General features: G+C 53.3%; 29 protein-coding genes. 16 read left to right on the top strand and 13 right to left on the bottom strand.

What is annotated here, in order from left to right; all coding sequences use genetic code 11:
* Nucleotides 1-4 precede the first annotated feature (4 nt).
* From Q3Y66_RS09785 to Q3Y66_RS09760, 6 genes are all read left to right on the top strand, one after another.
* Nucleotides 5-721 carry a methyltransferase domain-containing protein gene (locus tag Q3Y66_RS09785; RefSeq protein WP_008957918.1) on the top strand — a complete coding sequence of 239 codons (717 nt, stop codon included), beginning with the start codon at nucleotides 5-7 and terminating at the stop codon, nucleotides 719-721.
* Nucleotides 721-1,857, top strand: coding sequence for an NAD(P)/FAD-dependent oxidoreductase (locus Q3Y66_RS09780; protein ID WP_008957919.1), 1,137 nt, complete (start codon nucleotides 721-723; stop codon nucleotides 1,855-1,857). The genes Q3Y66_RS09785 and Q3Y66_RS09780 overlap by 1 nt, the downstream gene beginning before the upstream one ends.
* 292 nt (nucleotides 1,858-2,149) lie before the next feature.
* Nucleotides 2,150-3,283 (top strand): endonuclease/exonuclease/phosphatase family protein, encoded by a 1,134-nt coding sequence (locus Q3Y66_RS09775; protein WP_008957920.1) that lies wholly within the window; start codon nucleotides 2,150-2,152, stop codon nucleotides 3,281-3,283.
* A gap of 57 nt (nucleotides 3,284-3,340) precedes the next feature.
* A complete protein-coding gene (locus Q3Y66_RS09770; RefSeq protein ID WP_008957921.1) occupies nucleotides 3,341-4,066 on the top strand; it encodes a hypothetical protein in 726 nt (241 codons plus the stop codon).
* Between the two features lie 174 nt (nucleotides 4,067-4,240).
* Nucleotides 4,241-4,438 (top strand): hypothetical protein, encoded by a 198-nt coding sequence (locus Q3Y66_RS09765; RefSeq protein WP_008957922.1) that lies wholly within the window; start codon nucleotides 4,241-4,243, stop codon nucleotides 4,436-4,438.
* Between the two features lie 110 nt (nucleotides 4,439-4,548).
* Entirely contained in the window at nucleotides 4,549-5,160 is a 612-nt protein-coding gene (locus Q3Y66_RS09760) for a flavodoxin family protein (RefSeq protein WP_008957923.1), read from the top strand.
* A 35-nt stretch (nucleotides 5,161-5,195) separates the two neighbouring features.
* Here Q3Y66_RS09760 and Q3Y66_RS09755 read toward each other — a convergent pair whose 3' ends face one another.
* The 3 genes from Q3Y66_RS09755 to Q3Y66_RS09745 form a co-directional block, all read right to left on the bottom strand.
* Nucleotides 5,196-6,167 carry a potassium channel family protein gene (locus tag Q3Y66_RS09755; RefSeq protein ID WP_008957924.1) on the bottom strand — a complete coding sequence of 324 codons (972 nt, stop codon included), beginning with the start codon at nucleotides 6,165-6,167 and terminating at the stop codon, nucleotides 5,196-5,198.
* Nucleotides 6,168-6,389: 222 nt separating this feature from the next.
* On the bottom strand, nucleotides 6,390-6,533 hold the full coding sequence (locus Q3Y66_RS09750; protein WP_008957925.1) for a hypothetical protein: 144 nt from the start codon (nucleotides 6,531-6,533) through the stop codon (nucleotides 6,390-6,392).
* The gene (locus Q3Y66_RS09745; protein ID WP_139041550.1) at nucleotides 6,530-6,856 is read right to left on the bottom strand and encodes a hypothetical protein; all 327 of its coding nucleotides are present in this window, start codon (nucleotides 6,854-6,856) and stop codon (nucleotides 6,530-6,532) included. Before Q3Y66_RS09745 ends, Q3Y66_RS09750 begins: the two co-directional genes overlap by 4 nt.
* Nucleotides 6,857-7,000: 144 nt before the next feature.
* On the opposite strand from Q3Y66_RS09745, the gene Q3Y66_RS09740 reads away from it, so the two are divergent.
* A complete protein-coding gene (locus Q3Y66_RS09740; RefSeq protein ID WP_008957927.1) occupies nucleotides 7,001-7,183 on the top strand; it encodes a hypothetical protein in 183 nt (60 codons plus the stop codon).
* Between the two features lie 88 nt (nucleotides 7,184-7,271).
* Here Q3Y66_RS09740 and Q3Y66_RS09735 read toward each other — a convergent pair whose 3' ends face one another.
* Nucleotides 7,272-7,460 (bottom strand): hypothetical protein, encoded by a 189-nt coding sequence (locus Q3Y66_RS09735; RefSeq protein WP_008957928.1) that lies wholly within the window; start codon nucleotides 7,458-7,460, stop codon nucleotides 7,272-7,274.
* A 151-nt stretch (nucleotides 7,461-7,611) separates the two neighbouring features.
* Here Q3Y66_RS09735 and Q3Y66_RS09730 point away from each other — a divergent pair, with 151 nt between their 5' ends.
* The 6 genes from Q3Y66_RS09730 (at nucleotide 7,612) to Q3Y66_RS09705 (ending at nucleotide 10,450) form a co-directional block, all read left to right on the top strand.
* Complete coding sequence (locus tag Q3Y66_RS09730) at nucleotides 7,612-7,782, top strand: hypothetical protein (protein ID WP_008957929.1); 171 nt, start codon at nucleotides 7,612-7,614, stop codon at nucleotides 7,780-7,782.
* 462 nt (nucleotides 7,783-8,244) lie between these two features.
* Nucleotides 8,245-8,925: a Bax inhibitor-1/YccA family protein gene (locus Q3Y66_RS09725; RefSeq protein WP_008957931.1), complete on the top strand. Its 681-nt coding sequence runs from the start codon at nucleotides 8,245-8,247 to the stop codon at nucleotides 8,923-8,925.
* A gap of 103 nt (nucleotides 8,926-9,028) precedes the next feature.
* The gene (tusD, locus tag Q3Y66_RS09720; protein WP_008957932.1) at nucleotides 9,029-9,418 is read left to right on the top strand and encodes a sulfurtransferase complex subunit TusD; all 390 of its coding nucleotides are present in this window, start codon (nucleotides 9,029-9,031) and stop codon (nucleotides 9,416-9,418) included.
* 11 nt (nucleotides 9,419-9,429) lie between these two features.
* Nucleotides 9,430-9,795, top strand: coding sequence for a sulfurtransferase complex subunit TusC (gene tusC, locus Q3Y66_RS09715; RefSeq protein ID WP_008957933.1), 366 nt, complete (start codon nucleotides 9,430-9,432; stop codon nucleotides 9,793-9,795).
* A 10-nt stretch (nucleotides 9,796-9,805) separates the two neighbouring features.
* On the top strand, nucleotides 9,806-10,096 hold the full coding sequence (tusB, locus tag Q3Y66_RS09710; protein ID WP_008957934.1) for a sulfurtransferase complex subunit TusB: 291 nt from the start codon (nucleotides 9,806-9,808) through the stop codon (nucleotides 10,094-10,096).
* Nucleotides 10,097-10,099: 3 nt separating this feature from the next.
* A complete protein-coding gene (locus Q3Y66_RS09705; protein ID WP_008957935.1) occupies nucleotides 10,100-10,450 on the top strand; it encodes a TusE/DsrC/DsvC family sulfur relay protein in 351 nt (116 codons plus the stop codon).
* A gap of 17 nt (nucleotides 10,451-10,467) precedes the next feature.
* Here Q3Y66_RS09705 and Q3Y66_RS09700 read toward each other — a convergent pair whose 3' ends face one another.
* Both Q3Y66_RS09700 and Q3Y66_RS09695 read right to left on the bottom strand, forming a co-directional pair.
* Nucleotides 10,468-11,100 carry a helix-turn-helix domain-containing protein gene (locus tag Q3Y66_RS09700; RefSeq protein ID WP_008957936.1) on the bottom strand — a complete coding sequence of 211 codons (633 nt, stop codon included), beginning with the start codon at nucleotides 11,098-11,100 and terminating at the stop codon, nucleotides 10,468-10,470.
* A gap of 106 nt (nucleotides 11,101-11,206) precedes the next feature.
* A complete protein-coding gene (locus Q3Y66_RS09695) occupies nucleotides 11,207-12,148 on the bottom strand; it encodes a histone deacetylase family protein (RefSeq protein ID WP_008957937.1) in 942 nt (313 codons plus the stop codon).
* Between the two features lie 103 nt (nucleotides 12,149-12,251).
* Here Q3Y66_RS09695 and Q3Y66_RS09690 point away from each other — a divergent pair, with 103 nt between their 5' ends.
* On the top strand, nucleotides 12,252-14,999 hold the full coding sequence (locus tag Q3Y66_RS09690; protein ID WP_008957938.1) for a bifunctional acetate--CoA ligase family protein/GNAT family N-acetyltransferase: 2,748 nt from the start codon (nucleotides 12,252-12,254) through the stop codon (nucleotides 14,997-14,999).
* 94 nt (nucleotides 15,000-15,093) lie between these two features.
* Here Q3Y66_RS09690 and pdxH read toward each other — a convergent pair whose 3' ends face one another.
* On the bottom strand, nucleotides 15,094-15,738 hold the full coding sequence (pdxH, locus tag Q3Y66_RS09685) for a pyridoxamine 5'-phosphate oxidase (protein ID WP_008957939.1): 645 nt from the start codon (nucleotides 15,736-15,738) through the stop codon (nucleotides 15,094-15,096).
* A 237-nt stretch (nucleotides 15,739-15,975) separates the two neighbouring features.
* Between pdxH and Q3Y66_RS09680 the strand changes: the two genes are divergently transcribed.
* Nucleotides 15,976-16,662 carry a cytochrome b/b6 domain-containing protein gene (locus Q3Y66_RS09680; protein ID WP_008957940.1) on the top strand — a complete coding sequence of 229 codons (687 nt, stop codon included), beginning with the start codon at nucleotides 15,976-15,978 and terminating at the stop codon, nucleotides 16,660-16,662.
* Between the two features lie 7 nt (nucleotides 16,663-16,669).
* Here Q3Y66_RS09680 and Q3Y66_RS09675 read toward each other — a convergent pair whose 3' ends face one another.
* From Q3Y66_RS09675 to Q3Y66_RS09665, 3 genes are read right to left on the bottom strand one after another with little or no spacing between them, the layout of a single operon-like run.
* Entirely contained in the window at nucleotides 16,670-17,059 is a 390-nt protein-coding gene (locus Q3Y66_RS09675; RefSeq protein WP_008957941.1) for a DUF2069 domain-containing protein, read from the bottom strand.
* Complete coding sequence (gene wrbA, locus Q3Y66_RS09670; protein ID WP_008957942.1) at nucleotides 17,056-17,679, bottom strand: NAD(P)H:quinone oxidoreductase; 624 nt, start codon at nucleotides 17,677-17,679, stop codon at nucleotides 17,056-17,058. Before wrbA ends, Q3Y66_RS09675 begins: the two co-directional genes overlap by 4 nt.
* Before the next feature lie 58 nt (nucleotides 17,680-17,737).
* Nucleotides 17,738-18,208 carry a gamma-glutamylcyclotransferase family protein gene (locus Q3Y66_RS09665; RefSeq protein ID WP_035586837.1) on the bottom strand — a complete coding sequence of 157 codons (471 nt, stop codon included), beginning with the start codon at nucleotides 18,206-18,208 and terminating at the stop codon, nucleotides 17,738-17,740.
* Between the two features lie 225 nt (nucleotides 18,209-18,433).
* On the opposite strand from Q3Y66_RS09665, the gene smrA reads away from it, so the two are divergent.
* Nucleotides 18,434-19,024: a DNA endonuclease SmrA gene (smrA, locus tag Q3Y66_RS09660; RefSeq protein WP_008957944.1), complete on the top strand. Its 591-nt coding sequence runs from the start codon at nucleotides 18,434-18,436 to the stop codon at nucleotides 19,022-19,024.
* A 59-nt stretch (nucleotides 19,025-19,083) separates the two neighbouring features.
* Here the strand turns inward: smrA and Q3Y66_RS09655 are convergent, their stop codons facing one another.
* From Q3Y66_RS09655 to Q3Y66_RS09645, 3 genes are all read right to left on the bottom strand, one after another.
* Nucleotides 19,084-19,647 (bottom strand): DUF934 domain-containing protein, encoded by a 564-nt coding sequence (locus tag Q3Y66_RS09655; RefSeq protein WP_008957945.1) that lies wholly within the window; start codon nucleotides 19,645-19,647, stop codon nucleotides 19,084-19,086.
* On the bottom strand, nucleotides 19,640-21,292 hold the full coding sequence (locus Q3Y66_RS09650) for a nitrite/sulfite reductase (protein WP_008957946.1): 1,653 nt from the start codon (nucleotides 21,290-21,292) through the stop codon (nucleotides 19,640-19,642). The genes Q3Y66_RS09655 and Q3Y66_RS09650 overlap by 8 nt, the downstream gene beginning before the upstream one ends.
* A 222-nt stretch (nucleotides 21,293-21,514) precedes the next feature.
* Nucleotides 21,515-22,786, bottom strand: a complete 1,272-nt coding sequence (locus tag Q3Y66_RS09645) for an MATE family efflux transporter (RefSeq protein WP_008957947.1) — start codon at nucleotides 22,784-22,786, stop codon at nucleotides 21,515-21,517.
* Nucleotides 22,787-22,831: the final 45 nt, after the last annotated feature.

Here is a 22,831-nt window from a genome sequence, read left to right as displayed (position 1 = left end):
AGTCATGCCGGATTTCAGTCAGCGCAGCGATGAGAAGGAGCTTATGGATGAAGAAGATATCTCCTTCGAAGAATTCCACGATTGCCTCATCGGTCTTGAGCGTATCAATCATCTAACGTTAGCGTATCGTCCTACCTTGCAATGGCTTCGTCCTTGGGTCGAAAACAGTGAACGGCTCTTTGTATTGGATGTAGCCAGCGGAGGTGGTGATATGTTGCGACAGATCGCCAAGGAGTGGCCTGAACGAACAGCGGCTGCAAGCGGTTACCGTATGGTCGGTGTTGATCTAAACCCCTGGGCTAAAAAATCTGCTGAATCATGGCCGTCTTCCTCAGCAATCTGTTATCAAACCTCGGATGTGTTTGAGTTCGAGCCAGACCAATCCATTGATCTGATTATATCGTCGTTATTTACGCACCATCTTACCGATAAGCAGATTGTCGAATTTATGCGCTGGATGAACCATCGCGCGCGGAAAGGCTGGTTTATCAATGATCTACATCGGCACCCTGTTCCCTATTATTTTATTAAATCAGCGACTGCCCTGTTTAGCCGTAACCGATTGATTCGTCATGACGCCGCCGTCTCGGTAGCACGTGCCTTAACCGTGGCTGACTGGCAACGCCTGATCAGCCAAGCGGGGCTTGATAAGCATGTGCGTGTAAAGTGGTTTTTTCCGTTTCGTATCTGTGTTTCTTGCCAAAAAGAAGCTCGCTGTTGATGAATGAAGAAGCAGTCATTATAGGCGGCGGCCCAGCGGGGTCGGCGGTGGCAATTGAGCTATCTAGGCACGGTATTCCGGCACGTGTACTGGAACGTAAACCGGCCCCGCACCACAAAGTGTGCGGCGAGTTCATTAGCTTTGAAGCCGCTCACTACCTTGAAGACCTAGGAATAGATTTAGCGGCATTAGGGGCCGAACCCATTCGCTACGCTCGGTTTTACAATGGCGAGAGTGAGCTTAGCTTCGAATTGCCTTTTACCGCGTGGAGTTTATCCCGATACCGATTGGATAACGCTCTGCTTGAGCAGGCTAAAACTGCGGGAGCAGCCGTTGAACGTGGCACGACAGTCAGGCATTTAACGCACACTGGCGATGGGTGGAGGCTGCTTACCAGAAACCGACATAGCACCCGCTCAGCGATTTCAGCAAAAGCGGTGTTTCTGGCCACTGGCAAGCATGAACTGCGTGATTGGAAGCGCCGGGTCAGCGCCACTCGCCACCATGATTTCATTGGTTTTAAAATGCACTTTAGCCTCAGCGCAATGCAGCAGGACCAATGGCAGGAAACGGTTGAGGTTCATTTATTTGAAGGGGGTTACGCCGGCTTGGAGCCGATAGAGAAGGGTGGTGTTAATCTTAGTTTTTTAGTTAGGCAGGATATCTACAAGACGTGTGGCAGCCATTGGCCTGGTTTGCTTGATTGGTTGAGTAATACGTCATCCCATATGAAGCAGCGCCTTGCCAGTTTAACGCCTTGCTGGCGTGAGCCCTTGGCAGTTTCCGGTGTTCCTTATGGTTATCTCCGCTCCCCCGGTGACTCGCAGCCAGGCCTGTTCCCGCTGGGGGATCAAGCAGCGGTTATCCCGTCGTTTGCTGGTGATGGCATTGCGATTGCTCTGCACACGGCCTCCCTTGCAGCCCGCGTTCACGCCTCAGGTGGCGATTCCAATATGTATCAACGCTTGGCCTACACCGATCTAACGCGACCAGTCCGCAATGCGGAGCTACTGGCGAGCGTGCTCACTTATCGCTTAGGCCGAAAGGCAGCCTTCCTATGTGCACGGCTATGGCCAACAGTGTTGAGAGAAACGATACTTCAGACGCGGGTTGGCCTGTCTCACCGCGGTCGATAGCTGCCTGCTTGTAAAATCGGCATTGAAGCGATTTGCTAAGGCGATTAGCTTACCAAATCTATGCAGGTCAGTGATCATCACTCAGGTTGTGGAATTCACGATTTTTTCTTATTAATTACTACGCATTAGACTACATTTATGCGAGGTTAGCGGCCTATCATTAAGCAAGCCCCATCATAAGTGTATGGAGCATTCACTAAAGTGGAATGCATAAATCGTAAAATATTTGCGGCAACCTGGCTAAGTACGACCGAGACCCCTTCGGTCGCCGTTGCTGCGTTTGAGAGGTTTCATGCTTTTAAAGCTTCTTTTGTGGGCCAGCCGAGTGCTGGTTCTTTTGATGGTGGTGGTATGCCTTCTACCTTTGTTACCCAGTGGTGAGTGGTGGGTCAGGCTGTGGGATTTCCCTCGTTTGCAGTTAACCGCCGCGTTGGTGTTTCCGCTTCTTCTGTTAGCTATCCATGCGTGGCTCAAGCGTCCACAAAAAGAGCATGCCGTCTGGGTAGCCGTTATCCTGGTCATTGCTGGGTGGCACCTTTACCACATCTTGCCCTTTACCCCCGTTTGGCCCACCGAGGTTCCGTCGGCGGAGATGCGGTCCAATGATGATCGGACAACATTAAAAGTGCTGACCGCGAATATTACCTTCAAAAACGATCACTATGCCGAATTGATAGATATGGTGCGGCTTGAGGATCCAGATCTCTTGCTGTTGATTGAAGTTGATAGCGCGTGGGAAGAAGGGTTGGCACCGCTGGACGACTATTACGATTATCGGGTGGGAGAGGTGCGTGACGAAGGTCAGGGGCTAGTGCTTTGGTCGCGTTATCCGCTTCTGGAAGAGCAGGTTGAACACTTGGTCTCAGAGCGCAGGCCTTCGGTTTTCGCCACCCTTGATGTACCAGGCATAGGGCCCGTGCGGTTTGTTGGCGCTCATCCTGTACCTCCCGGCCTTGAAGAAGATATCGAGAGCGAGGATGCCGAGGCAAGACGGGACAGCCGTGAACGCGATGCGGAACTTATGCTGATAGCCGAGCATGTGCAAGAAGACCCGGATAATCGCTGGATCGTAACCGGTGATTTTAACGATGTGGGCTGGTCGCATACCACGCGGCTATTTGCCGATTTGAGCGATCTAAAAGACCCACGTCGTGGCCGACGATTGCTGAGTACTTACCATTCGGCGTACCCGTTTTGGCGCTACCCAATCGACCATCTGTTCGTCTCTGATGGGCTTCATCTGGTTGATCTTGAACGTGTCAAAGTGATTGGCTCCGACCACTTCGGCATCGTTACGACACTTGCCGTTGGGCGCAAAGACCAGGAAAAGCCCGAAGCGTCAGAGGAGGAAGAGGAAGAAGCACAGGAAATGGTTGAAGAAGGTGAAGAAGACGCCGCTGAACATGATGCGGGTGCTTCAGAATAGGAATATGGAGAGCCCTGGTTAAAGGAGAGTATTACTCTTGTTATATAAGGATTACTAATGTGGTTCCAGGTACTTTCCGTCGTGGGGCTGGTTATTGTCCATCTCGCTGCAGGAAAAATTCGCTTTCTTCAAGCGTGGCCTCGTAGTGCCTGGCTCTCCTTTGCCGGTGGTATATCCGTTTCGTATGTGTTCGTACATGTCTTTCCCGAACTTGAAGAAGCACAGCAAGCCATTAGTGGGCACGGTGCCGTGGCTTTTCTGGAGCACCACGCTTATTTGTTAGCCCTAGTGGGTTTGGTTCTATTCTATGGACTTGAGCACTGGGTTTCACAGAATAAGGCGTGCGCTGGTTCCCCAGATAGAGGACCCCACCCCCGGTCTGGCAGGTACATGTTTTGGCTTCATATTGGAATATTTGCACTTTATAACGCTCTGATCGGCTACTTATTAGTCTACCGAGAATCGTCGTTACATGAGCTGGTCTTATACTCCCTGGCCATGGCCTTCCACTTCCTCGTCAACGATTATGGATTAGTGGTTCGTCATCGTGAGGTTTACCTACATAAGGGCCGTTGGGTTTTGGCCCTAGCGGTACTCGCTGGCTGGGGTGTTGGGCTGTGGGTCGAAGTGGAGGAGGCGGCGACAAGCATGCTATTCGCCTTCTTGGCGGGTGGAGTGGTACTTAATGTACTCAAAGAAGAACTTCCTGAAGAAAGGCAGAGTCGGCTATGGCCTTTCGTTTTAGGCGCGGCTCTCTATTCTTCGCTTTTGCTGTTGATTTAAGACGTTTGAGCCGCTCTCTAATAATCCTGTCTTTAAGCCCTGTCATTAATCCCCGTTAGAGTGGGCAGTTAGGGGGCAATGTTAAACTCTAAAATTTGTTAACCTTTTCACGCCATCACCTAGCGCTGTTCTGTACTAGGCTAGATAGCACGCTTGGTTTAAAGGAGAGGCCATATGGATAAGGAGGTCATCGATGCTATCCGAGCCAAAGAGCAGCTACCGGATAGTATGACGGATAGTGAGATTGCCCAGGAATATAAGGGGACTTACACAGCTGCAAGGGCGGCTATTAGCTTGGATCACAAACCGCTTGATCAAGTATTGGCTGATACGATGGCAAAGGTTTTTCCTTTCATGCGCAAGAAAAAGTAACCGCCGCTTGGCTCAAAGGAGCCGCGGACTCTGATTACATGTAGGCCGTCGCATGGCAAGCGCGTCCAATAGAGTTAGTTATGGAAATATCATCCACATGGAGGTAACACATGACACTCACGGCATTCGCAATTAACTGCACCCTGACACCTTCACCCGCCGAGTCCTCTTGCGAGCGGCTTATAGCGGAGACGCTAACAGAGCTTGAGCGACACGGTGTCACCGGCGAGCAAATCCGCGCAGTCGATTTTAACATCAAGCCTGGTGTAACTTCTGATGAAGGTGAGGGAGATGATTGGCCTCAACTTCGTCAGCGAATCCTAGACGCCGATATATTCATCTTGGGTAGCCCGGTTTGGTTGGGGCATCACTCCAGTGTTTGCCAGCGCGTTCTAGAGCGGCTTGATGCTTTCCTGGATGAGACAGACGACCAGGGGCGGCTTGTCTCATACGGTTGTGTTGCGGGCGTCGTGGTGGTGGGCAATGAAGATGGCGCGCATCATATTATCGCCGAGCTGTTCCAGGGCTTGAACGATGTCGGTTTCACAATTCCAGCGAATGCTTCTACCTACTGGGTAGGCGAAGCAATGCAGTCAACCGATTTCAAAGATTTGAAGCAGACGCCAGAGGTCGTTCAAACCGCAACGGCGGGACTTGCTCGTAACTGTGTTCATCTCGCAACGCTACTGAAGCAAGCCCCATACCCAAATCAAGATAGCTGACAGCTAGACGCGTTAGGCGGGGCGAGGGGGGCTTGCTAGCGGGGCTCACCGAGTAACTCCCCCATTTGTTGCTCCGAAAGCCGTGTATTGGCCATGTAGTAGACGATATCGCCATCTTGTAGTGGACGGTCTGTTGCAGGGTTGAGCATGTTGCCTTCGCTATCGTCCTGGCCGCTAGCGAGCCCTAAAACGGTTGCGTTGCAGATCTTTTTCGCTTGTATAAAAAGGTCGCCAAAAGTGACACCAGTAGGCGGGTTACTTATCTTCGTTTGATACTGCGTAGCACCGCGATCGACGGCAAGTAGCTCATTAACCACTCGTGAAATACCGGCATCTGAAGCGGAGCGTACCAGCATTTCAAGTGCCAGCGCTTGGGTGCATTCGATACCGGGTAAGGTGCGACGTAGCATCGCTGCGGTGTCAGGATTTGCGCAGTGGGCGACAATATGGGCACCTTTTCCTTTTAGACTGTAGGCACTCAGTGCGACAGTGGCCACCCGATCATCGCTTGTGTCATAAATAATAATACGGCTGGCGTTCTCAACCCCTGCCCGCTTGAGAAGATCAGCATTGGAAAAACTCTCGCCTTTAATAAACTTCAGATCGGCTGGGCGTGGATTGCTCATCTCTTTGGTAACGCAAAGCACTATTTCGTCAGGTAAACTTTTGTCGGCTTTAAGAATATCCAAGATGCGTTCTGTGGTTTCGCCGTGCCAGCCGATAACGAGGGTATGGCCGGTTAGGTGGCTAAAATCGCCTTTTCCTTGCATTTGCAGTCTCCAAAAAACTGAAAGTGTGACAGTGGCTTTACCAATCAACGCTGCAAACAGCGAAATGCCGCCTGGAATGAGATAGAGCGTGGTGATCCATTTGCCGGCCATTGTTTCGGGGCTGAAATCACCGAAACCGACGGTGCTGGCAACCACCACATAAAAATAAACCCAATCGGTAATGGAGCCGGCCATTGTTTCGCCGACCATGGAAAAAAACGCCCAGGTAGTGCCCATGTGTGCGAGGACTACTAGCAGAAGAAATGTCCATGAGATTTGAAGAGTTGATGCTTTGAGGACGCGAAGCAGTCGCTGGATTACAGGCATTTAGGTCTCTTAGAGTAATAAGTGCGCATGTTCTTTGTTTGGCGCGGAAGTCGAGAATGGAGTGTTTAAGCGTCTATGGAATAAACAAAAAGGGCCGCTAGTAGCGACCCTTTGTTATTTCTAAGCTGTAGCTTAAGCGAAGCGCTTGGCAATCCAGGAAAATGCGCTCTCGGTAAGTGATTTTTTACCGTGGTGCTCGCGGTGCTGACTCCAGACCATACCGCCTGATACTACCGCAAGGCTCATCAACATGCTGGCAAGAATAAGTTCATTCATGGCTTACTTTCCTCATCTGAGGTTTTGTCCCGCTCCACATAACCATAGCCGAACGACCCGACAAAGATCAAGAGTATACCCAGTCCCACGCCCATCCAAACATTATCGGTATTTAAGCTGGGATTAGTGACTACCCAGCCCGCGGTGAAGCAAGTGGCCACTACGATCACGCCCACATTGCGTGTCGCTTCCAGGAACTGCTGCCGGGTTGCTCTGGCGCCTATTCTCCTGCGTACTGCAGATGCCCTGCGTTCCTGTAAGCTTTTGTTGAGCCTAGCGCGTAGAGCCTCTTGCGGGTCTTTACCATCATGAGGTTCTTTCAAGCGATCACCCATTACTTATTTAGCAAAGTTCATCAAGCAAAAACGACCCGACAACATCGGGTCACGGTTATCGATCATCGCCCATGGAACGTCACGCTGAAACTAGAGGTCATAACCGTTGTGTTCATTTACCAGGATAAGCATATGGATCGTGTATTTGCGTGGGACCATCACCACAACCGAGTCGTTTATCGAATTCCTGGCCATCATTTTGACGATGGCAGAGAAGACAGTGACTTTTCTCCGGTGTGGCTGCCTGCAGATGTCTCGGATTTGCCAGAAGGCGTGGCCGTTGATGACCTGCGTACCGTCTCGGTTAAGGACTAACGGGTACGGATAATCAGTTCAATCCAATAAGCGGAATGGAGGCCAGCGCGGCCTCCTCCGTTATTATTAGGCATTTATCCAGCGAAGCTCAAGTCGCGTCATATTGCTCATTGAGCTGGCGCACTTCTCGATCAGCCTCAGGCTTCGTTGCACAGCGGTGCCTAACGAGCTCGCCATCTCTATCACTTGTCTCACGCGTATCAACCACCCACCATTCGGGCTGTGAATCAATCTCGGCACCTTCCTTGACAGCTCTGTAGACGATAAACGTCGCCATAATCCTCTCCTTGGTTTTTGAGTCACCTTCACTGTAGACCATCTTTGTGAAGGATGGGGCGGGGGAGAGCGACATCTGTCGCTTAAAGCGATTGTGTTTAGTCAGCAATCGGCTACTATGCGATTAACGTTACCTCTCTGGAAAAACCGCCATGTTAAAAGGTCTGTTCGTCTGTTTTGCGGTGCTATTTGCGCAATTGGCGGTGCTGTATGTGATTGATGCTCGTCTCTACAACTCGTCGCAGGATGTTCGTCAAACGGCAATTACCTCAGTGACGCCGCATAAAAACGAAACCGATGACGAAGAAGAAGTGCAAAGCTGAAAGGGAGCATGTATCCCCTAGCGACGAAGGGTGTCGCCAGGGGAGTGCTCAAAGCCTCTGGTCCAGCCAGGCATTCAAGGCAGCCTATGAGCGTTGCTAAGACGCGTTTGCTGTTGATCTTTATAGTGAAGGCAACCGCCACCAGGCGGTCGACGATAAACGAGCTGCTATTAATCGCCTCTACCAAGATCGAGAGCGTATGCGTACCCTAACGCTGGCTGGTTTGGAACAATCAAGAGAACAGGGCGCGGCCGACCAACATTTGGCCAGAGAGTAGAATTTTTTTCATAGTAGCGTGTCCAATTGAGAGTTCAGGAAGCATAGACAATGCTTGCTAAGCTGATTCAACGTTGAATAACCATTGGCGAAGAAGATAGTGTGAAATAGACAAAGGCTTGCGTCTGGAACTCGGTAACGGCATGCTTGTCAGTTGTTGGAAATACCATTAGGGAGCATGAACACATGGCTTACAACGATTCACGTATGGCACGTCCCCAGTCGGGCGGCGTTGCTAATAGTGTTAGTACTAACAAGGTGTTGCGAAACACCTACGCGCTACTGGCAATGACACTGCTGTTTTCGGCAGTAACCGCAGGTGCCGCAGTTGCACTTGGTATTCAACAGATGAACATCTTTGTGTTCTTCATTGGTGCCTACGGCCTGATGTTCCTTGTCCACAAAACCGCTAACTCTGCAGCGGGCCTGCTGGCAACGTTTGCCTTCACCGGCTTCATGGGCTTTACGCTAGGGCCGATCCTTTCTGCCTACTTGACCCTGCCTAATGGCGGTGCGCTGATCATGAACGCGCTGGCCATGACCGGTTTGACGTTTGTGGGTCTATCAGCGGTAGCACTAACCACCAAAAAAGACTTTAGCTTCTTGAGCAACTTCTTGATGGCAGGCGCCATCGTGTTGATTCTTGCCATGATTGCTGGGTTCTTCTTTAACATTCCTGCGCTTTCACTGATGGTATCGGCTGGTTTTGTGCTGTTTGCTTCAGCTGCCATCCTGTATCAAACCAGCGAGATCATTCACCGTGCTGGCGAAACCAACTATATTCTCGCCACCGTGACGCTCTACGTTTCGATCTACAACTTGTTTGTGAGCCTTCTTTCAATTCTGGGTATCATGAGCAACGATTGATCTCTGGTAGCGCTACTAGATGATATGACAGGCCCTATTTTTAGGGTCTGTCTTTTTTTTTAGGGTCACCGTCACTAGGTATTAACAACTAGGTATTGAAATGATGCAGTACGGCTTATTGGTAATGGGCGCACCGTACAGCAGCCCGGCCCCTCACTCTGCATTGCGTTTTGCCCATGCCGTGCTGGCGCGTGGGCATCAACTCGCAGGTGTTTTTTTCTATCACGACGGCGTTCATAATGCCTCTTCTCTGATGGCGCCACCGCAGGACGAACTCAATATGCACGACGCCTGGGCTGAGCTGCACCAGCAACATGCGGTCCCCCTGGACGTCTGTATCGCCGCTGCCCTGCGGCGCGGGTTGATGAATGAGTCGGAAGCGCAGCGTCATGGAAAGCAGGCGTATAATCTCTCACCTCCCTTTGAGTTGACCGGTCTTGGCCAGCTGCTTGAGTTGCAGCAACGCGCCGATCGCCTCATTACTTTTGCTTAAAAGGAGACCCCATGGTGACGCCCAACGCGCTGTTAGTGATTATTCGACACGCTCCTCACAACTCAAGCTGGTTGCGTGAAGGGTTAGATGCTGCCTTGGTAGCTGCGGCGTTTGGCCAGCCCGTGCATCTACTGTTCATGGGACAGGGGATACTGGCTTTGCTGAAAGAGCAGGGCAGTGGGGCTGCCGGGCAAAAAGCGACGCTGCCCACTATCGACATGTTGGAAATGTACGATATTGAGAAGCTATGGGTAATGGAAGAGGCGCTGAAAAGCATGCACTTAACCACGGATGCCCTCGTAGAAGGAGTGACCCTCCTAGCGGAACAGCAAGTGCCTGGGTTATTGCAGCAGCACAGCAACATTCTTAATTTTTAGTGGGTCTACTATGATTCTACACATCCTCACCAAAGCGCCTGATAGCAGTGCAGCTGCTCAAATGCAGCAGGCGGTAGGGGCGCAGGATAGCGTGCTGTTGATTGAAGAGGCGGTCACTGCTGCGCTTGCCCCTGCCTGGGAGGCTTGGGAGCAGTGCCCTTCGCGAATCTTCCTGTTATTGGAGGACTTGAGGTCACGTGGCCTTGCCAGTATTGCGGCCGAGCACCAACTGCCTACCCTGGAGATGGACGGTTTTGTAGCCCTTACGGAGCAATACACAAAGACAGTTACTTGGTATTAACTCATGTCAGATCCAAAAATATACCGTTATCTTGATTCAGAAAGAAAATGGGGGCTAGATCCGGAAGGTTATCTAGTTGATCAGTCAAAGTGGAACGATGCTGTCGCTAACCTGATGGCAGAAGAAGAAGGCTTGCCGCTTACGCCTGCTCATTGGGAAATCATCAAGGTTGTTCGGGCATTTTACCAACGCTACGAAATGGCGCCGGCCATGCGGCCACTCGTCAAGGCAACGAAAAATGCGTTGGGAGAAGAGAAGGGACGCTCGATTTATCTTATGCAGCTCTTTCCTGGCAGTCCGGCAAAAAGGATTGCCCGTCTGGCCGGGCTACCCAAACCTACCAATTGCCTATAACGTACTATTTGCGTTCGCTACGCCACATCGCCACGGGTACACACGGAAAGCACCACCGCGTCGTCTTGGCTGGTGGAAACGAGCGCATGCCCCATGTCGCTATCAAAGTAGATGCTGTCACCCTCTGCCAGTACCAATGGGGCGTAGAATTCGGTGTAGAGCATGATGTCGCCATGCAGCACCATCAAGAACTCTTCGCCATCATGGCGCACCCACTGGTGATACTCGTCGAAGCTGCGTGCCCGCACAATGGTTTTGAACGGAATCATACGTTTCTGGGCTAGTTGATGCCCCAACAGCTCGTGCTCGTAAGTCGGCGTAGGGTGCAGCTGGCCTTTTCCTTTCCGGGTCAAATCGCGCCGCCCCATGGTGTAACGCTCCCGTTTAGGTGGCGTCAGCAGTTGGGGTAGGTCGATGTTGAGACCGGTGGTCAGCTTCTGTACCACGCTGAACGTAGGAGAGACTTGATCATTCTCGATTTTAGAGAGCGTCGAGCGGGCAAGCCCCGTGCGCTGGCTGACATCTTCCAGAGTCCATTGATTGGCAAGACGGATTTGCTTGAGCCGTTCGCCCAGGCGCAGCGGCTCAACAAACGGTTTGCTTCCCGATGCGATACGCAGCGCGGCATGCTGTTCAGAAGTAGCGGTCATAAATTGTCAAATTGGCTGCGTTGGCTTGGGCTGGAAGTAGCTGTAAAACGCCCATGATATCACAGCCGTCAGGCCGCCAAGAGTGGTTGCCAATCAGATGCCAGCACTAGGGAACCTCTGCAAAGGGCAGTCCCAGCAGCGCTTTGAGATGCGCCTCGACACCACTGGCCAGCGACTTAGGGTTATAGCCGCCCTCAAGTACCGAGACAATTCGGTTGTCGGCATAGAGTGTCGCGATCTCCATTGCCAGATGCGTTACCCAATAGAAATCTTCGTCCTCTAGGCAGAGATCGCCCATCGGGTCATCCCGGTGGGCATCGAACCCGGCGGAAATCATGACGAGATCAGGCTTGAAGGCGTGCAGGGCAGGCAGCCAATGGTTTTCCACTACGCGACGGAACTCGCGTCCGTCGCTACCCACTTCCAGTGGGGTATTGACGACGTTTTGCCACTCACTGCGCAAATAGCGCCAGGGGTAAAATGGGTATTGGAAACTGGTGCAGATCAGCACCTCTGGGTCATTTTTGAAGATATCGATGGTACCGTTGCACTGATGCACATCAAAATCGAGGATCGCGATGCGTTTGGCGCCATACTTGGCTCTGGCATGAGCCGCGCCCACGGCAATATTGTTGTAAAAACAGAACCCCATGGCATCGCTGGCTTCGGCATGGTGGCCGGGCGGCCTTACGGCACAAAATACGTTATCCGCCTGACGTTTAAATACCTGGTCAACACCACGAATGACCGCCCCCGCAGCCACGCGCGCGGCTTTCAGGCTGTTAGGGTTCATCATGGTGTCGCTATCTAGCGTAACAATGCCCTCGCTGGGCAAGCACTTTTCCAGAGCGCGCAGATGACGCAAGGGATGTACCCTAGCCAGGGCTTCTTCGCAGGCTTCTTTGGCATCTGCCTGCATGGTCTGCTGTAATAGACCTGCAAGCGATAGGCGAGCGCGAATAGCCTCCAGACGCTGAGGGCTTTCGGGATGCTCCGGCCCCATATGGTGCAATGAGCAGTCTGGGTGGGTAAGGTAGGCGGTAATCATTCAAACGCTCCATTATTATTGATGCCACCTTAATCGCCTCCATGCCCTACGCGACAGTGTCAATAAGTCGTACAGCCGCTATTTAGTCAGGGGAGACTCATTCGTGAGCACGCGCTTTTTACACCATTTCTTTGAACCTCATACACTAGCGGTGTTTGGCGCCTCTGAAAAGCCCGCATCGCTGGGCGGTTTAGTGCTGAGAAATATTCAAGAGGGCGGCTTCAAGGGGGCGCTCTGGGCGGTCAATCTCAAGGGGTACCCGCAGGTATTTGGCGCCCCCTGCGTGAGCCGGGTGAGTGAACTGCCTGAGGTGCCTGATCTGGCCGTGGTCTGCACGCCTATCGAGGGCGTACCTGACCTGATCAAAAAGCTTGGTCAGCACGGCGTCAAGGCTGCCCTGGTGCTCTCCGGAGGCGCCTATCTGGATCGCGACAAGGGCAACAAGGGCTCGATTCGTGAACGCATGCTGAGTGCGGCACGCGTCTCCGGTATTCGTGTGCTGGGCCCGGAGTGCATGGGGTTGATTGTGCCGGGTAAAAAACTCAACGCCTCGTATGCCAGTCAGCCGGTGAAGGCAGGTAAGGTCGCCTACCTTGGCCAGTCTGGCATGCTCGCCAATGCGATGATCGATTGGGCCGCAGGGCGGGATGTCGGCTTTTCACATCTGATTACGGTTGGCGACAGCGTTGATGTGCTGCTGCCGGATCTAATCGATTACGTTAATCAGTTTTCTCCCGCGCAGGCCATATTGTTGCACCTGGAGCGGATCAGTGACGCGCAGCACTTCATGACCGCTGTGCGTGACGCCTCGCGCAACCGTCTGGTACTGGCTATCAAGAGCGGCCGTACGCCTGAGTCGGATATTTCCGGCATGGCACCGACACCTGGTATCGCCAACCGCGACGTGGTGTTTGATGCCGCTTTTGCCCGTGCGGGGGTCGTGCGGGTTGATGACTCCGATGAACTGCTCGACGCGCTGGAAACCCTCTCGCGAATGAAGCCGCTGAAGGGCGACCGCCTGGCGATTGTCTCGAATGGTTTGGGTCCTGCCATGCTGGCCATCGACAAGTTAATTAGTGCCGGCGGAAAATTGGCTGTATTTAGCGCCGAAACTCAGGCTGCGCTACACCGTAGCGAAGTCGATATGAGTAAACCGGGCGAGAACCCGGTGGATTTGGGCGGTAACGCCTCACCTGAGCGGTTTGTCCAGGCACTGGAGATTGTCGCGTCCGATGCCAACGTAGACGCCGTGTTAGTGGTTCATGCCCCCACACGCATGGCCCCATCGCTGGTGACGGCCCAAGCCCTAATCGATAACCGCAAGAAGTTTCGCCGCAACCTGCTGACTAGTTGGATGGGCCTAAAAGAGGCACTCAACGCCAGACACGCCTGTAACCTGGCCGGAATTCCGACCTATATTTCGCCTGAAAAAGCCGTCAAGGCGTTTATGCATATGGTGATTTACCAGCGCGTTCAGGCACTGCTGCAGGAAATCCCGCCCAGCTTGCCGTTTTCAACCAGCCCGGAAATTCGTGCCCAGTGCCGCACGTTGATTAAAGGGGCAAAAGAGCAGGGCAGGCAGACGCTGACCCACTCGGAAACCGCGCAGGTGCTTGAGGCGTATGGCATTCCAACCGCGCCAAGCGTCTATCTGGCCAACCCGGACGAAGCGCTTGCCCGAGCGACCGAAATCCCCGGCACCAAAGCGCTTAAGGTGGTTCATGAAGGCAACTGCCGCCCTTATCGCTACCGTAAACATCCGCATAAAATTTCGGCAGGCCTGTTGCAGGATTTGGAAACACCCGAACAGGTTGCTGAGGGCGTGCGGCGGCTGGGCGAGAAGGTCGCCGAGAAATTCCCCGAGTATGCGATACGCGAATACTGTTTGCAGCCTATGCAGCGTGGCAAACACTCAATGCAAATTTGCGCCGGTATCACTCGCGACCCTGTGTTCGGGCCCCTGATCGTCTTTGGTATCGGCGGCTACAAGGTTAACGTGCTGGCTGACCGCCAAGTAGCGCTGCCACCGCTTAATATGAGCCTGGCCGCCGATGTGGTGGGCCGAACCCATGCCGCTTCGCTAATCCGTGAACACTCCGCTGATCCTGATCGCGATATACAGCACCTGTGCCAAATGCTGGTGAAACTATCGCAGATGGCATCGGATTTGGGCGATTTGCGTGGGCTGGAGGTGAACCCATTGCTGCTCAATCGCGATGGCATGGTCGCTGTGGATTTCGCCATGGATCTTGGTACGCCGTCGCGTTTTGCGATCATGCCGTATCCAGAAGAGCTGCGTGAATGGGTGACCCTCAAAAATGGCTGGAAGGTGGAAGTACGACCCATTCGCGCTGAAGATGCCCACCTGATTACCACCTTCCACCGCCAGTTGTCCGAAGAGAGTATTCGCTTCCGCTACTTCCACAATAAGTCCAATCTTACTCAGCGCGATCTGTCGATCCTGTCGCATATCAATTATGACCGCCAGATGGCGTTTATCGCCGAACACTTGAGCGAAGATGGCAGCAAGGAAATGCTAGGGGTAGTGCGGGTTTGGAACGACCCGGACAATATCCGCACCGAGTTTTCGGTCATCATTCGTGATGATCTACAGGGGCTGGGCATTGGCAGCCTGCTGATGAATAAGATGATTGCTTACTGCACCAATATCGGCACGCTGGAAATGATCGGCAAAATCATGGTCGACAACCACCCGATGCGGGCCTTGATGAAACATCTGGGTTTCAAGAGCCGTTACAACATGGAAGAGCAGGTCATAGATGCCGTGCTGCGTCTCAACGAACCCGAAAGCGAGTGGCAGCGGCACCGCCTGGAAAGTTTGCCGGACTAAGCGTCAGACTAAATACCGGGTTAATTGCCGGACGAGGGTGCACAACTCAAAAGGCCTGCGTTTTAAGCGTCAGGCCTAGGCGTATCGTGATGATTTATGGCGCCAGCCGGAAGCGGCCCCATTCGCCACCATCGCGGCGTTCAAAGCGCAGCCGGTCGTGCAAGCGGCTAGGTTGGCCCTGCCAAAACTCGATCATTTCCGGTTCGACGCGATAGCCTCCCCAATGGATAGGGCGAGGGATATCCTGACCATCGTAGGCTTGTTCAAAACGGTTTTGGCGCTCTTCGATCCAATTGCGATCGGGAATCACAACGCTCTGAGTCGCAATCCACGCACCTAGCTGGCTGCCGCGTGGGCGGCTGGCAAAGTACTCGTCGGACTCTTCGGCTGACACCGGCTCAACGGGGCCTTCGATACGCACCTGGCGAGAGAGCGAAGGCCACCAGAATGTCATGGCAGCGAAGGGGACATTGCTCAACTCGCTGCCTTTATGGCTATGGTAATTGGTAAAAAAGACCATGCCACGTTCATCAAACCCTTTTAGTAGTACTACCCGGGCATGGGGCCTGCCTTGGCTGTCAACGGTGGCAAGCGTCATGGCGTTACCATCCTTGCCCTCTTTTTCCAGCGCAAGAGTGAACCACTCATCGAATAACACGAATGGATCGTCAGGTGCCTGGGATTCATCAAGCCTGCCGCCTTCATAATCACGCCTGATATCGGCTATATTACGTGTCATCGAATGCTTCTCCCTTGAATTTAATCCATGTTCGCTGGTCTGCCTTTAAAGCTCAAGTAATCGCCATCAATGAATGTTTAACGCAACTATTCACGACGGTCACTTCTCCCGTAGAGACAAACTTGGTTGCGACTAACTGTCCCGCATTCTATGAGAAAGTTAGAATTAATGCGAAGCTGTCTCACCCATACGGGCTCACCACCGGTTAGCTCATCACTGCTGATAGAGGAAAGGGCTATGCGTGGCAAGGTAGCAATTGAAGTATGGGATAGTTGGATGCGCCTGTTTCACTGGGGATTGGTGCTGGCAGTGTTGATCTCATTTTATACCACCAAGACCAGCGGTGCGCCTTTTCTCTTTCCCATTGAGGTACACGCCCAGGCAGGTTACCTGATACTCGGGTTACTTGTCTTTCGCTGGCTATGGGGCGTGCTGGGTAGTGTCTATGCGCGATTCAAGACATTTTTGTATCCACCGGCTAAAACAATGGCCTATTCAAAGGCACTCATCCAGCGAAAGCCGAGTGCTTATGCCAGCCATAACCCGTTAGGCGGCTGGATGGTGGTGATCATGCTGCTCTCACTCACTTTTCAAGCAGTCAGCGGTCTGTTTTTGAGCGACGACATCTTTTTTCAGGCGCCACTCTATGGCTTGTTTGGGGAAGGTGCTAGCAGCCAGTTGCGAACCTTGCATCAGTGGAATAGCGATCTCTTGATCATCTTAATTGGGCTGCACTTGGTCGGGTTGGTAGTCCATCGACTGCTTGGAGAGCCGCTGTTAGCGGCGATGCTGGGAGGTACCAAGCGCTTTCACCAGCAGCCGATCGATGCTCACAATGAGCCGTTAACTGCCTCCATGCTGCGTTTACGAGCGCTGGGTGCTCTGCTAATAGCTGCTGGCGTCGTCGTATGGCTTTGGTTTTAACGGCTATTTATTGGCGTAGCTGACGACTACGGAAACGCGCATAGCCCATGCACCCCGCAAATAGAGCCAGCGAAACGGCCGCTTCTAACAGCCCGCGCATACTTTGCCCGGGCAACGTTGCCAGCATTATCCCCTGGGTAAAATAGAGCAGGCTGACAAATGCCAGCCACGCATGACCACGGGCTCGCTGGCCAATGATAGAGGGCAGGAACAGTACCAGGGGCAGGACAAAGGCTAATACCGGGCGCCAGTTAAACTCGTCGCCTTGTACTAGAAAGCCTCGGTAAATAACCAGCACCAATAAAATAGCAAAGCTGGCCAACACCAGTTGGCGGCTTCGCTGTGTGAGCTTATCAATCCCATGACGGGCTTCTACGTCTTCTAACCACTGTCTCATAATGCCTCCTGACGCATAGCGTGCAGGGCGAGGGCGAGCCGCGCTATGCGTTTGCCCTGGGCCACGCATAGCGCACGCTCGTGCTCGTCCACCGAGCGATCGCTGCGCGTGCCGGCCAAGTGGCTGGCACCATAGGGCGTGCCGCCAGTGCGGGTTTCCAGCAGCGTGGTTTCACTGTACGGCACGCCCGCATAGACCATGCCATGATGTAGGAGTGGTACCAGCATGGTCAGCAGTGTGCTTTCTTGGCCACCGTGCAGGCTCGATGTCGAGGTGAAAGCGCAGGCGGGTTTATCAATCAGCGCACCGTTCATCCAGAGGCTACTGGTAGAGTCGATAAAATATTTCAGCGGCGCGGCCATGTTGCCAAACCGTGTTGGGCTACCGAGCGCCAGTGCACTGCAGTTACGTAAATCGTCTAAGTCAGCGTAGACCGCACCCTGTTCAGGAATCGCGGGATCGACGGCTTCACAGGTGGTTGAAACCGGTGCCACTGTTCGCAAGCGCGCCTGAATACCGGGCACACTTTCTACACCTGCGGCAATTTGCTGCGCCATAGTGGCCGTTGCCCCAGAGCGGGAGTAGTAGAGCACCAAAACGTACGGAGTCATTTCACTCATCATTATTCCTGGCTAGGATCATGGAAGCTGTCACGCAAATAGCACATAACATGGTTGCCTATGGTACCAGAGCTATTGGTAAGTCCGCGTCCGGTACAAACGTATTTTCTAGCACCGGTAAACGCAGATAAACCCAGGCGCGGGTGCCATCGCTGAGGGTGATTTCCATTCGCTCATAGCGAATACCCAGCCGTTCATAGCGGTCAAGGCGGGCCAGTTCATCAGCATCCACATGGAGCAGCAGGCCTTCTACATCACTCCCAGGCTGGGGGGAAAGGTCCAACCCATCGCGCTGATAGTCTTCCAGAGTGGCCTTTTCAGGGACGCCGAAACTGCCCATAACCACCAAGCGAATGGGCGCGTAGCGCAGCGTGCCGTAAACGAAGACCTGATGAGGGCGCTGTTCGATGTCGGCCAGGTCCTCTGGGCGGTCGTAAAACCACGGGCTCAGCATGGTTAACCATAACCATCCCGCTAGACTGAGCAAACCCACGCCAGCGATAACAAAAAGGCGTTTAAGCCACACCATTTTAGCCAAACCAAAGCGCCTCGGATTGATGATGAAAAAGTGGCTGCATAGCTTGGCGTGCCAACGTAGTGAAAACAAGCTCAATAATTTAAGCCCCATGTTTTGAGCGCTATGCTTCACATCCTGAGTAATCGACTTATTTTATCTGCTTAAGCAAAGTGGTCAGATTTGCTAGGCTATCTCTGTAACATAGATGGTCTTTTGATCCTGCCGGAGGAGCCTGCAATGAACCAGCCACTTCGTGATGATATGGATTTTCGTGATCTAATCGGCGACGTTAAGCCACTACCACCAAGCAATCGTGCAGACCCTGGCGCTAATCGCAAAAGGCCTTCTGAGGCGCAGCTGGCTCGCCGTGAATGGGCGGAAGAGGAGATGGGGGCGCGCAACTTTCTATCCGATGACTTTGTCGACTTGCTTCCTCCGTTCGACCCGATGGAGTATCGGCGTGAGGGTATTCAGCAAGGCGTGGTCGATAAATTAAAGCATGGCGGTTATAGCGTTCAATCACAGCTGCATCTGCTGCGGCGACCCTTGAGTGAGTGCCGCCGAATGCTGTTCCCGTTCATTCAGGAAGCCTATGCCCATGACTTGCGCTCAGTCATGATTGTTCATGGCCGGGGGCGCGAAATCGACAGTCCTGCCAACGTGCTGCGTTCTTATCTTGCCAAGTGGCTCAGCCAGTTTGAGGAAGTCCAGGCGTATGTGTCCGCCCAGTCTTCAGAAGGGGGGCTAGGCGCGACCTGGGTCATGCTGCGCAAGAGTGACCGTGCCAAAGCCAATAACCGCGAGCGCCAGCAGAAGCGACGAGGCTAATCTGTTGACCTAACCATCAAAAAGGGCAGCCGAAGCTGCCCTTTTATGTCATTTTAAAACTACTCGCTAGCGGTTAAGCGGCGTTCAAACAGCGCCTGACGCTCTTCCACATCAGGCTGGTAGCGAACGCTGATAAAGCTGAGTGCACGCAGTGCATCCTCTGGGTGCTGATCATCGCGCAATGCCATGCTCGAAAACCCGCAGCGTCGCATGTAGTCCAGCTGATCTACCAGCACATCGCCCACTGCACGAACTTCGCCCTCATAACCGTAGCGCTCGCGCAGCAGGCGCGCCAGGCTGTAGCCACGCCCATCGGTGAAGGCAGGAAAGTCAATCGCAATAGCCTGGGCGTTGCCAAGCTGCTGCGCCAACTCGGCTGTCAGTTCGGTGTCGCTGGTGAGCAGTGGCGCCAGCTCGGCATCCTCCTGATTGGCTTGCCACAGCGCCAGCGGTACAAACGCCGGGCGCTGTTCAGGAAGCGTTTCCACATCGTAGGAGACACACCAAGCGTTCTCTGCCGCTAGCTCGCCGTTAGCTATCAAATGATCAACATGTACTGGCGTCTGCTCAACTGCTTCAGTTTGCGTCGCATCTGTTTTATTAGGCTCAGGGCTATTAGGCATAGACACGCTCCTTAAAGGGTTTTAAGCCAATACGGCGATAAGTATCTAGGAAGCGCTCGTCTTCATGGCGCTGCGCCACATAGACTTCTAATACTTTTTCGACGACATCCGGCACGTCAGAGCGGAAAAATGATGGGCCTAGAATTTTACCCAGTGACGCATCATCGGTGGAGTTACCGCCAATGGAGATCTGGTAGAACTCTTCGCCTTTTTTATCGACGCCTAAGATGCCGATATGCCCCACGTGGTGGTGGCCACAGGCATTCATGCAGCCGGAAATATTCAGATCCAGCGGGCCAAGGTCGTAAAGGAAATCCAGATCTTCAAAACGCTCCTGCAGCGCTTGAGCGATGGGGATAGACACCGCATTGGCTAGGCTGCAGTAGTCACCGCCAGGGCAGCAGATAATATCGTTGAGGGTACCGACCGTAGGATTAGCCATGCCCAGCGCATCAAGCTCTTTCCACAGTGCTTCCAGCTCATCGACCGGCACATCAGAAAGCACTAGGTTCTGCTCGTGAGTAACGCGTACTTCACCAAAGCTGTAGCGATCAGCCAAATCGGCGACGGCTTCCATCTGATCAGCAGTCACATCGCCAGGCGCATGCTCACGACGCTTCAGGGAAAGCGTTACTGCTTTATAGCCGGGCACCTTGTGATCCGAGACGTTATTGGTCACAAAGCGTGCAAAACTGCGGTTTTCAGTACGCAGCTGGTCAAACGCCTCATTGGCGTTCTCCGCCACTGGACGGCGGTCAGGCTCGGGGAAGTGGCCCTTGGCCGCATCGACCGCTGCCTGGTTGAGTGTTTGCGGGCCATCTTTCAGGTGTGCCCACTCTTCATCAACCCGGCGGCGGAACTCTTCGATGCCCAGTGCTTTGACGAGGATCTTGATCCGCGCCTTGAACTTGTTGTCACGACGACCGAACTGGTTGTAAACCCGCACGCAGGCTTCCAGATAGGTCAGAAGGTGCTGCCAAGGCAGATCTTCGCGTACCACATCGGCGATCATTGGCGTGCGGCCAAGCCCACCACCGGCCAAAACTTTAATGCGCAGCTCACCGTCTGCGTTGTGCCACAGACGCAGGCCAATATCGTGAACCTGAATCGCGGCGCGGTCTTGCGCGGCACCGCTGACGGCGATTTTGAATTTACGCGGCAAATAGGCAAACTCAGGGTGCAGGGTAGACCACTGACGAATCAGCTCGCACCAGGGGCGCGGGTCTTCCACTTCATCATTGGCGATACCAGCAAACTGGTCGCTGGTCGTGTTACGGATACAGTTGCCGCTGGTCTGGATCGCATGCATTTGTACTTTGGCCAGATCTGCCAGAATATCCGGGACATCCTCAAGGGCGGGCCAGTTCAGCTGTAGATTCTGTCGTGTGGTGAAGTGGCCGTAACCACGGTCATAACGACGAGTAATCTCAGCAAGGGCACGTAGCTGATTACCCGCCAGCATGCCGTAAGGTATCGCAATACGCAGCATGGGCGCATGGCGTTGAATATAGAGGCCGTTCTGCAACCTTAATGGGCGGAACTCTTCTTCACCCAAACGCCCAGCGCGGTAGCGTTCCATTTGGTCGCGGAACTGAGCGACACGCTCATCAACCAGTGTTTGGTCGTGAATATCATAACGGTACATGTGGCACGATCCTGCTAAAAAGCGAAATGGTCACGTTGAGACGGACGTTAATGTAGCGTCACCTTAACGCGGGCGTCATATTCTACAAAAGAATATATAATTATCTTTTTATCACTAAAAGCTATTTAGAAAATGGTAAAGCAAAGGCGATCCGATAAAAAGCCAGGTTTGAAGCAGCGGTTTTTAAGCAATAGCTTTAAGCAACCGTCTTAAACAACAGGATTAAACAGCCAGCACCAGCCAGCGGCGACGCTGCCACACCCATAAAAACCCTAATGAGTTTATCAAGCGGTAAAGGAGCTGTATCAGCCAGATACCCAATATGCCATACCCCAGGCCAACCCCGACCCACCAAGCCAGAGGAAGAAAAAACAGCCACTGCATTCCCAGCGTCAGCAGCATGACGGTGCGCTGAGCCCCTGCGCCCATCAAAGCCTGGGCAAGCACTAAGGCAGCGGCATCAAGCACAATCATTACACCCGTTAACTGTAGCGGCAGTGTACCCAAGGCAACTAGTTCGTCACTATTGAAAAAAAGGCTCAATACCTGCGCGGGCATGATGAGCATGGGAAGTGCCAACGCCAGCAACAGCAGCCAAGCAACACGCAGTGCATCCAACCCCCAGCGGTGAGCTTCATGCTGGGCGTCTCGGCCTAGCGCTTCGCCGACCAAGCTCATGGCGGCAACGCCTATTCCCACTCCTGGTAAAATCAACAGCAGCGATAAATTAATCAGTACATGGCCAACCGCGATACTGGCCGTGCCCAGTTGGCTTAATAGCCAAAATAGTACCGCGTAGCCCGCTGCAAACAAAACCTGCTGCGTTGAGTGGGGTACGGCAAGCGTCAAAGTAGTACGCAGGGTGGCCAAGCATGGCAAATGTGTCAAAAATGGCTGAGTAGAAGCGCGTTTTATACTTACCCTGCACCACACTATCAAGCCCACGAACAGCGACACTGTGGTACCTGCGCCTGCGCCACTCGGGCCCATGCTAGGCAAACCCGCCAAGCCGTAGATCAACCCCGCACTGACCGCCACATTGAGCAGGTGAACCGCCACAATGATAAACAAGTAGAGGTGTGTTTGTTGGCGTCCGTTCCAGTAGCCACGAAAACAGAGCGTCAGCGCGATGGCTGTCAGTGATACGACCCGCCAGCGGAAATAGCTGATAGCAACGTTTTGCACATCCTCGGCCTGAGTAATCAAGCCAATCAGTAGCGGCGCTTGCCACCATGCCCAGAGTGAAAGCGGCAGGGCAACCACAAGCCCGATCATCAGGCCCGACTGCAGTGGGTGGAAGAGCTCTGGTTGGGTCGCGCCCACTCGCTGCGCGGTTTGTGATTGGACACTTGAAGAGAGGCCAAACACCACCGCACTCAGCATAAACATGACGTAACCGCCCACCCCCACACCGGCAAGCGCCACTTCACCCAAATGGCCTACCAGGGCAGCATCGATCAAGTTGAGTATGCTTTGCGACAGCATGCCCAACATGATCGGGAAGGCAAGGCGGATCACCTTGCCATGACGGTTTGCCAA

The sequence above is a fragment of the Halomonas sp. HAL1 genome (assembly GCF_030544485.1).
Classification (GTDB): domain Bacteria; phylum Pseudomonadota; class Gammaproteobacteria; order Pseudomonadales; family Halomonadaceae; genus Vreelandella; species Vreelandella arctica.
Note: the sequence above shows the minus strand (reverse complement) of the source record. Positions and strands in the feature narration are given on the sequence as shown.

What these genes read in the sequence shown, in the direction of transcription:
- Q3Y66_RS09695 (WP_008957937.1), bottom strand. Translation starts at nt 12,148, where the DNA reads ATGATTACCGCCTACCTTACCCACCCAGACTGCTCATTGCACCATATG.
- pdxH (WP_008957939.1), bottom strand. Translation starts at nt 15,738, where the DNA reads ATGACACGTAATATAGCCGATATCAGGCGTGATTATGAAGGCGGCAGG.
- Q3Y66_RS09655 (WP_008957945.1), bottom strand. Translation starts at nt 19,647, where the DNA reads ATGCCTAATAGCCCTGAGCCTAATAAAACAGATGCGACGCAAACTGAA.
- Q3Y66_RS09700 (WP_008957936.1), bottom strand. Translation starts at nt 11,100, where the DNA reads ATGACCGCTACTTCTGAACAGCATGCCGCGCTGCGTATCGCATCGGGA.
- tusC (WP_008957933.1), top strand. Translation starts at nt 9,430, where the DNA reads ATGGTGACGCCCAACGCGCTGTTAGTGATTATTCGACACGCTCCTCAC.
- Q3Y66_RS09705 (WP_008957935.1), top strand. Translation starts at nt 10,100, where the DNA reads ATGTCAGATCCAAAAATATACCGTTATCTTGATTCAGAAAGAAAATGG.
- Q3Y66_RS09650 (WP_008957946.1), bottom strand. Translation starts at nt 21,292, where the DNA reads ATGTACCGTTATGATATTCACGACCAAACACTGGTTGATGAGCGTGTC.
- Q3Y66_RS09725 (WP_008957931.1), top strand. Translation starts at nt 8,245, where the DNA reads ATGGCTTACAACGATTCACGTATGGCACGTCCCCAGTCGGGCGGCGTT.
- Q3Y66_RS09730 (WP_008957929.1), top strand. Translation starts at nt 7,612, where the DNA reads ATGTTAAAAGGTCTGTTCGTCTGTTTTGCGGTGCTATTTGCGCAATTG.
- Q3Y66_RS09760 (WP_008957923.1), top strand. Translation starts at nt 4,549, where the DNA reads ATGACACTCACGGCATTCGCAATTAACTGCACCCTGACACCTTCACCC.
- Q3Y66_RS09750 (WP_008957925.1), bottom strand. Translation starts at nt 6,533, where the DNA reads ATGAATGAACTTATTCTTGCCAGCATGTTGATGAGCCTTGCGGTAGTA.
- Q3Y66_RS09665 (WP_035586837.1), bottom strand. Translation starts at nt 18,208, where the DNA reads ATGGTGTGGCTTAAACGCCTTTTTGTTATCGCTGGCGTGGGTTTGCTC.
- tusB (WP_008957934.1), top strand. Translation starts at nt 9,806, where the DNA reads ATGATTCTACACATCCTCACCAAAGCGCCTGATAGCAGTGCAGCTGCT.
- Q3Y66_RS09645 (WP_008957947.1), bottom strand. Translation starts at nt 22,786, where the DNA reads ATGTTGGGCATGCTGTCGCAAAGCATACTCAACTTGATCGATGCTGCC.
- smrA (WP_008957944.1), top strand. Translation starts at nt 18,434, where the DNA reads ATGAACCAGCCACTTCGTGATGATATGGATTTTCGTGATCTAATCGGC.
- Q3Y66_RS09765 (WP_008957922.1), top strand. Translation starts at nt 4,241, where the DNA reads ATGGATAAGGAGGTCATCGATGCTATCCGAGCCAAAGAGCAGCTACCG.
- Q3Y66_RS09680 (WP_008957940.1), top strand. Translation starts at nt 15,976, where the DNA reads ATGCGTGGCAAGGTAGCAATTGAAGTATGGGATAGTTGGATGCGCCTG.
- Q3Y66_RS09675 (WP_008957941.1), bottom strand. Translation starts at nt 17,059, where the DNA reads ATGAGACAGTGGTTAGAAGACGTAGAAGCCCGTCATGGGATTGATAAG.
- Q3Y66_RS09755 (WP_008957924.1), bottom strand. Translation starts at nt 6,167, where the DNA reads ATGGGCACTACCTGGGCGTTTTTTTCCATGGTCGGCGAAACAATGGCC.
- Q3Y66_RS09770 (WP_008957921.1), top strand. Translation starts at nt 3,341, where the DNA reads ATGTGGTTCCAGGTACTTTCCGTCGTGGGGCTGGTTATTGTCCATCTC.
- Q3Y66_RS09735 (WP_008957928.1), bottom strand. Translation starts at nt 7,460, where the DNA reads ATGGCGACGTTTATCGTCTACAGAGCTGTCAAGGAAGGTGCCGAGATT.
- Q3Y66_RS09775 (WP_008957920.1), top strand. Translation starts at nt 2,150, where the DNA reads ATGCTTTTAAAGCTTCTTTTGTGGGCCAGCCGAGTGCTGGTTCTTTTG.
- tusD (WP_008957932.1), top strand. Translation starts at nt 9,029, where the DNA reads ATGCAGTACGGCTTATTGGTAATGGGCGCACCGTACAGCAGCCCGGCC.
- Q3Y66_RS09785 (WP_008957918.1), top strand. Translation starts at nt 5, where the DNA reads ATGCCGGATTTCAGTCAGCGCAGCGATGAGAAGGAGCTTATGGATGAA.
- Q3Y66_RS09780 (WP_008957919.1), top strand. Translation starts at nt 721, where the DNA reads ATGAATGAAGAAGCAGTCATTATAGGCGGCGGCCCAGCGGGGTCGGCG.
- wrbA (WP_008957942.1), bottom strand. Translation starts at nt 17,679, where the DNA reads ATGAGTGAAATGACTCCGTACGTTTTGGTGCTCTACTACTCCCGCTCT.
- Q3Y66_RS09740 (WP_008957927.1), top strand. Translation starts at nt 7,001, where the DNA reads ATGGATCGTGTATTTGCGTGGGACCATCACCACAACCGAGTCGTTTAT.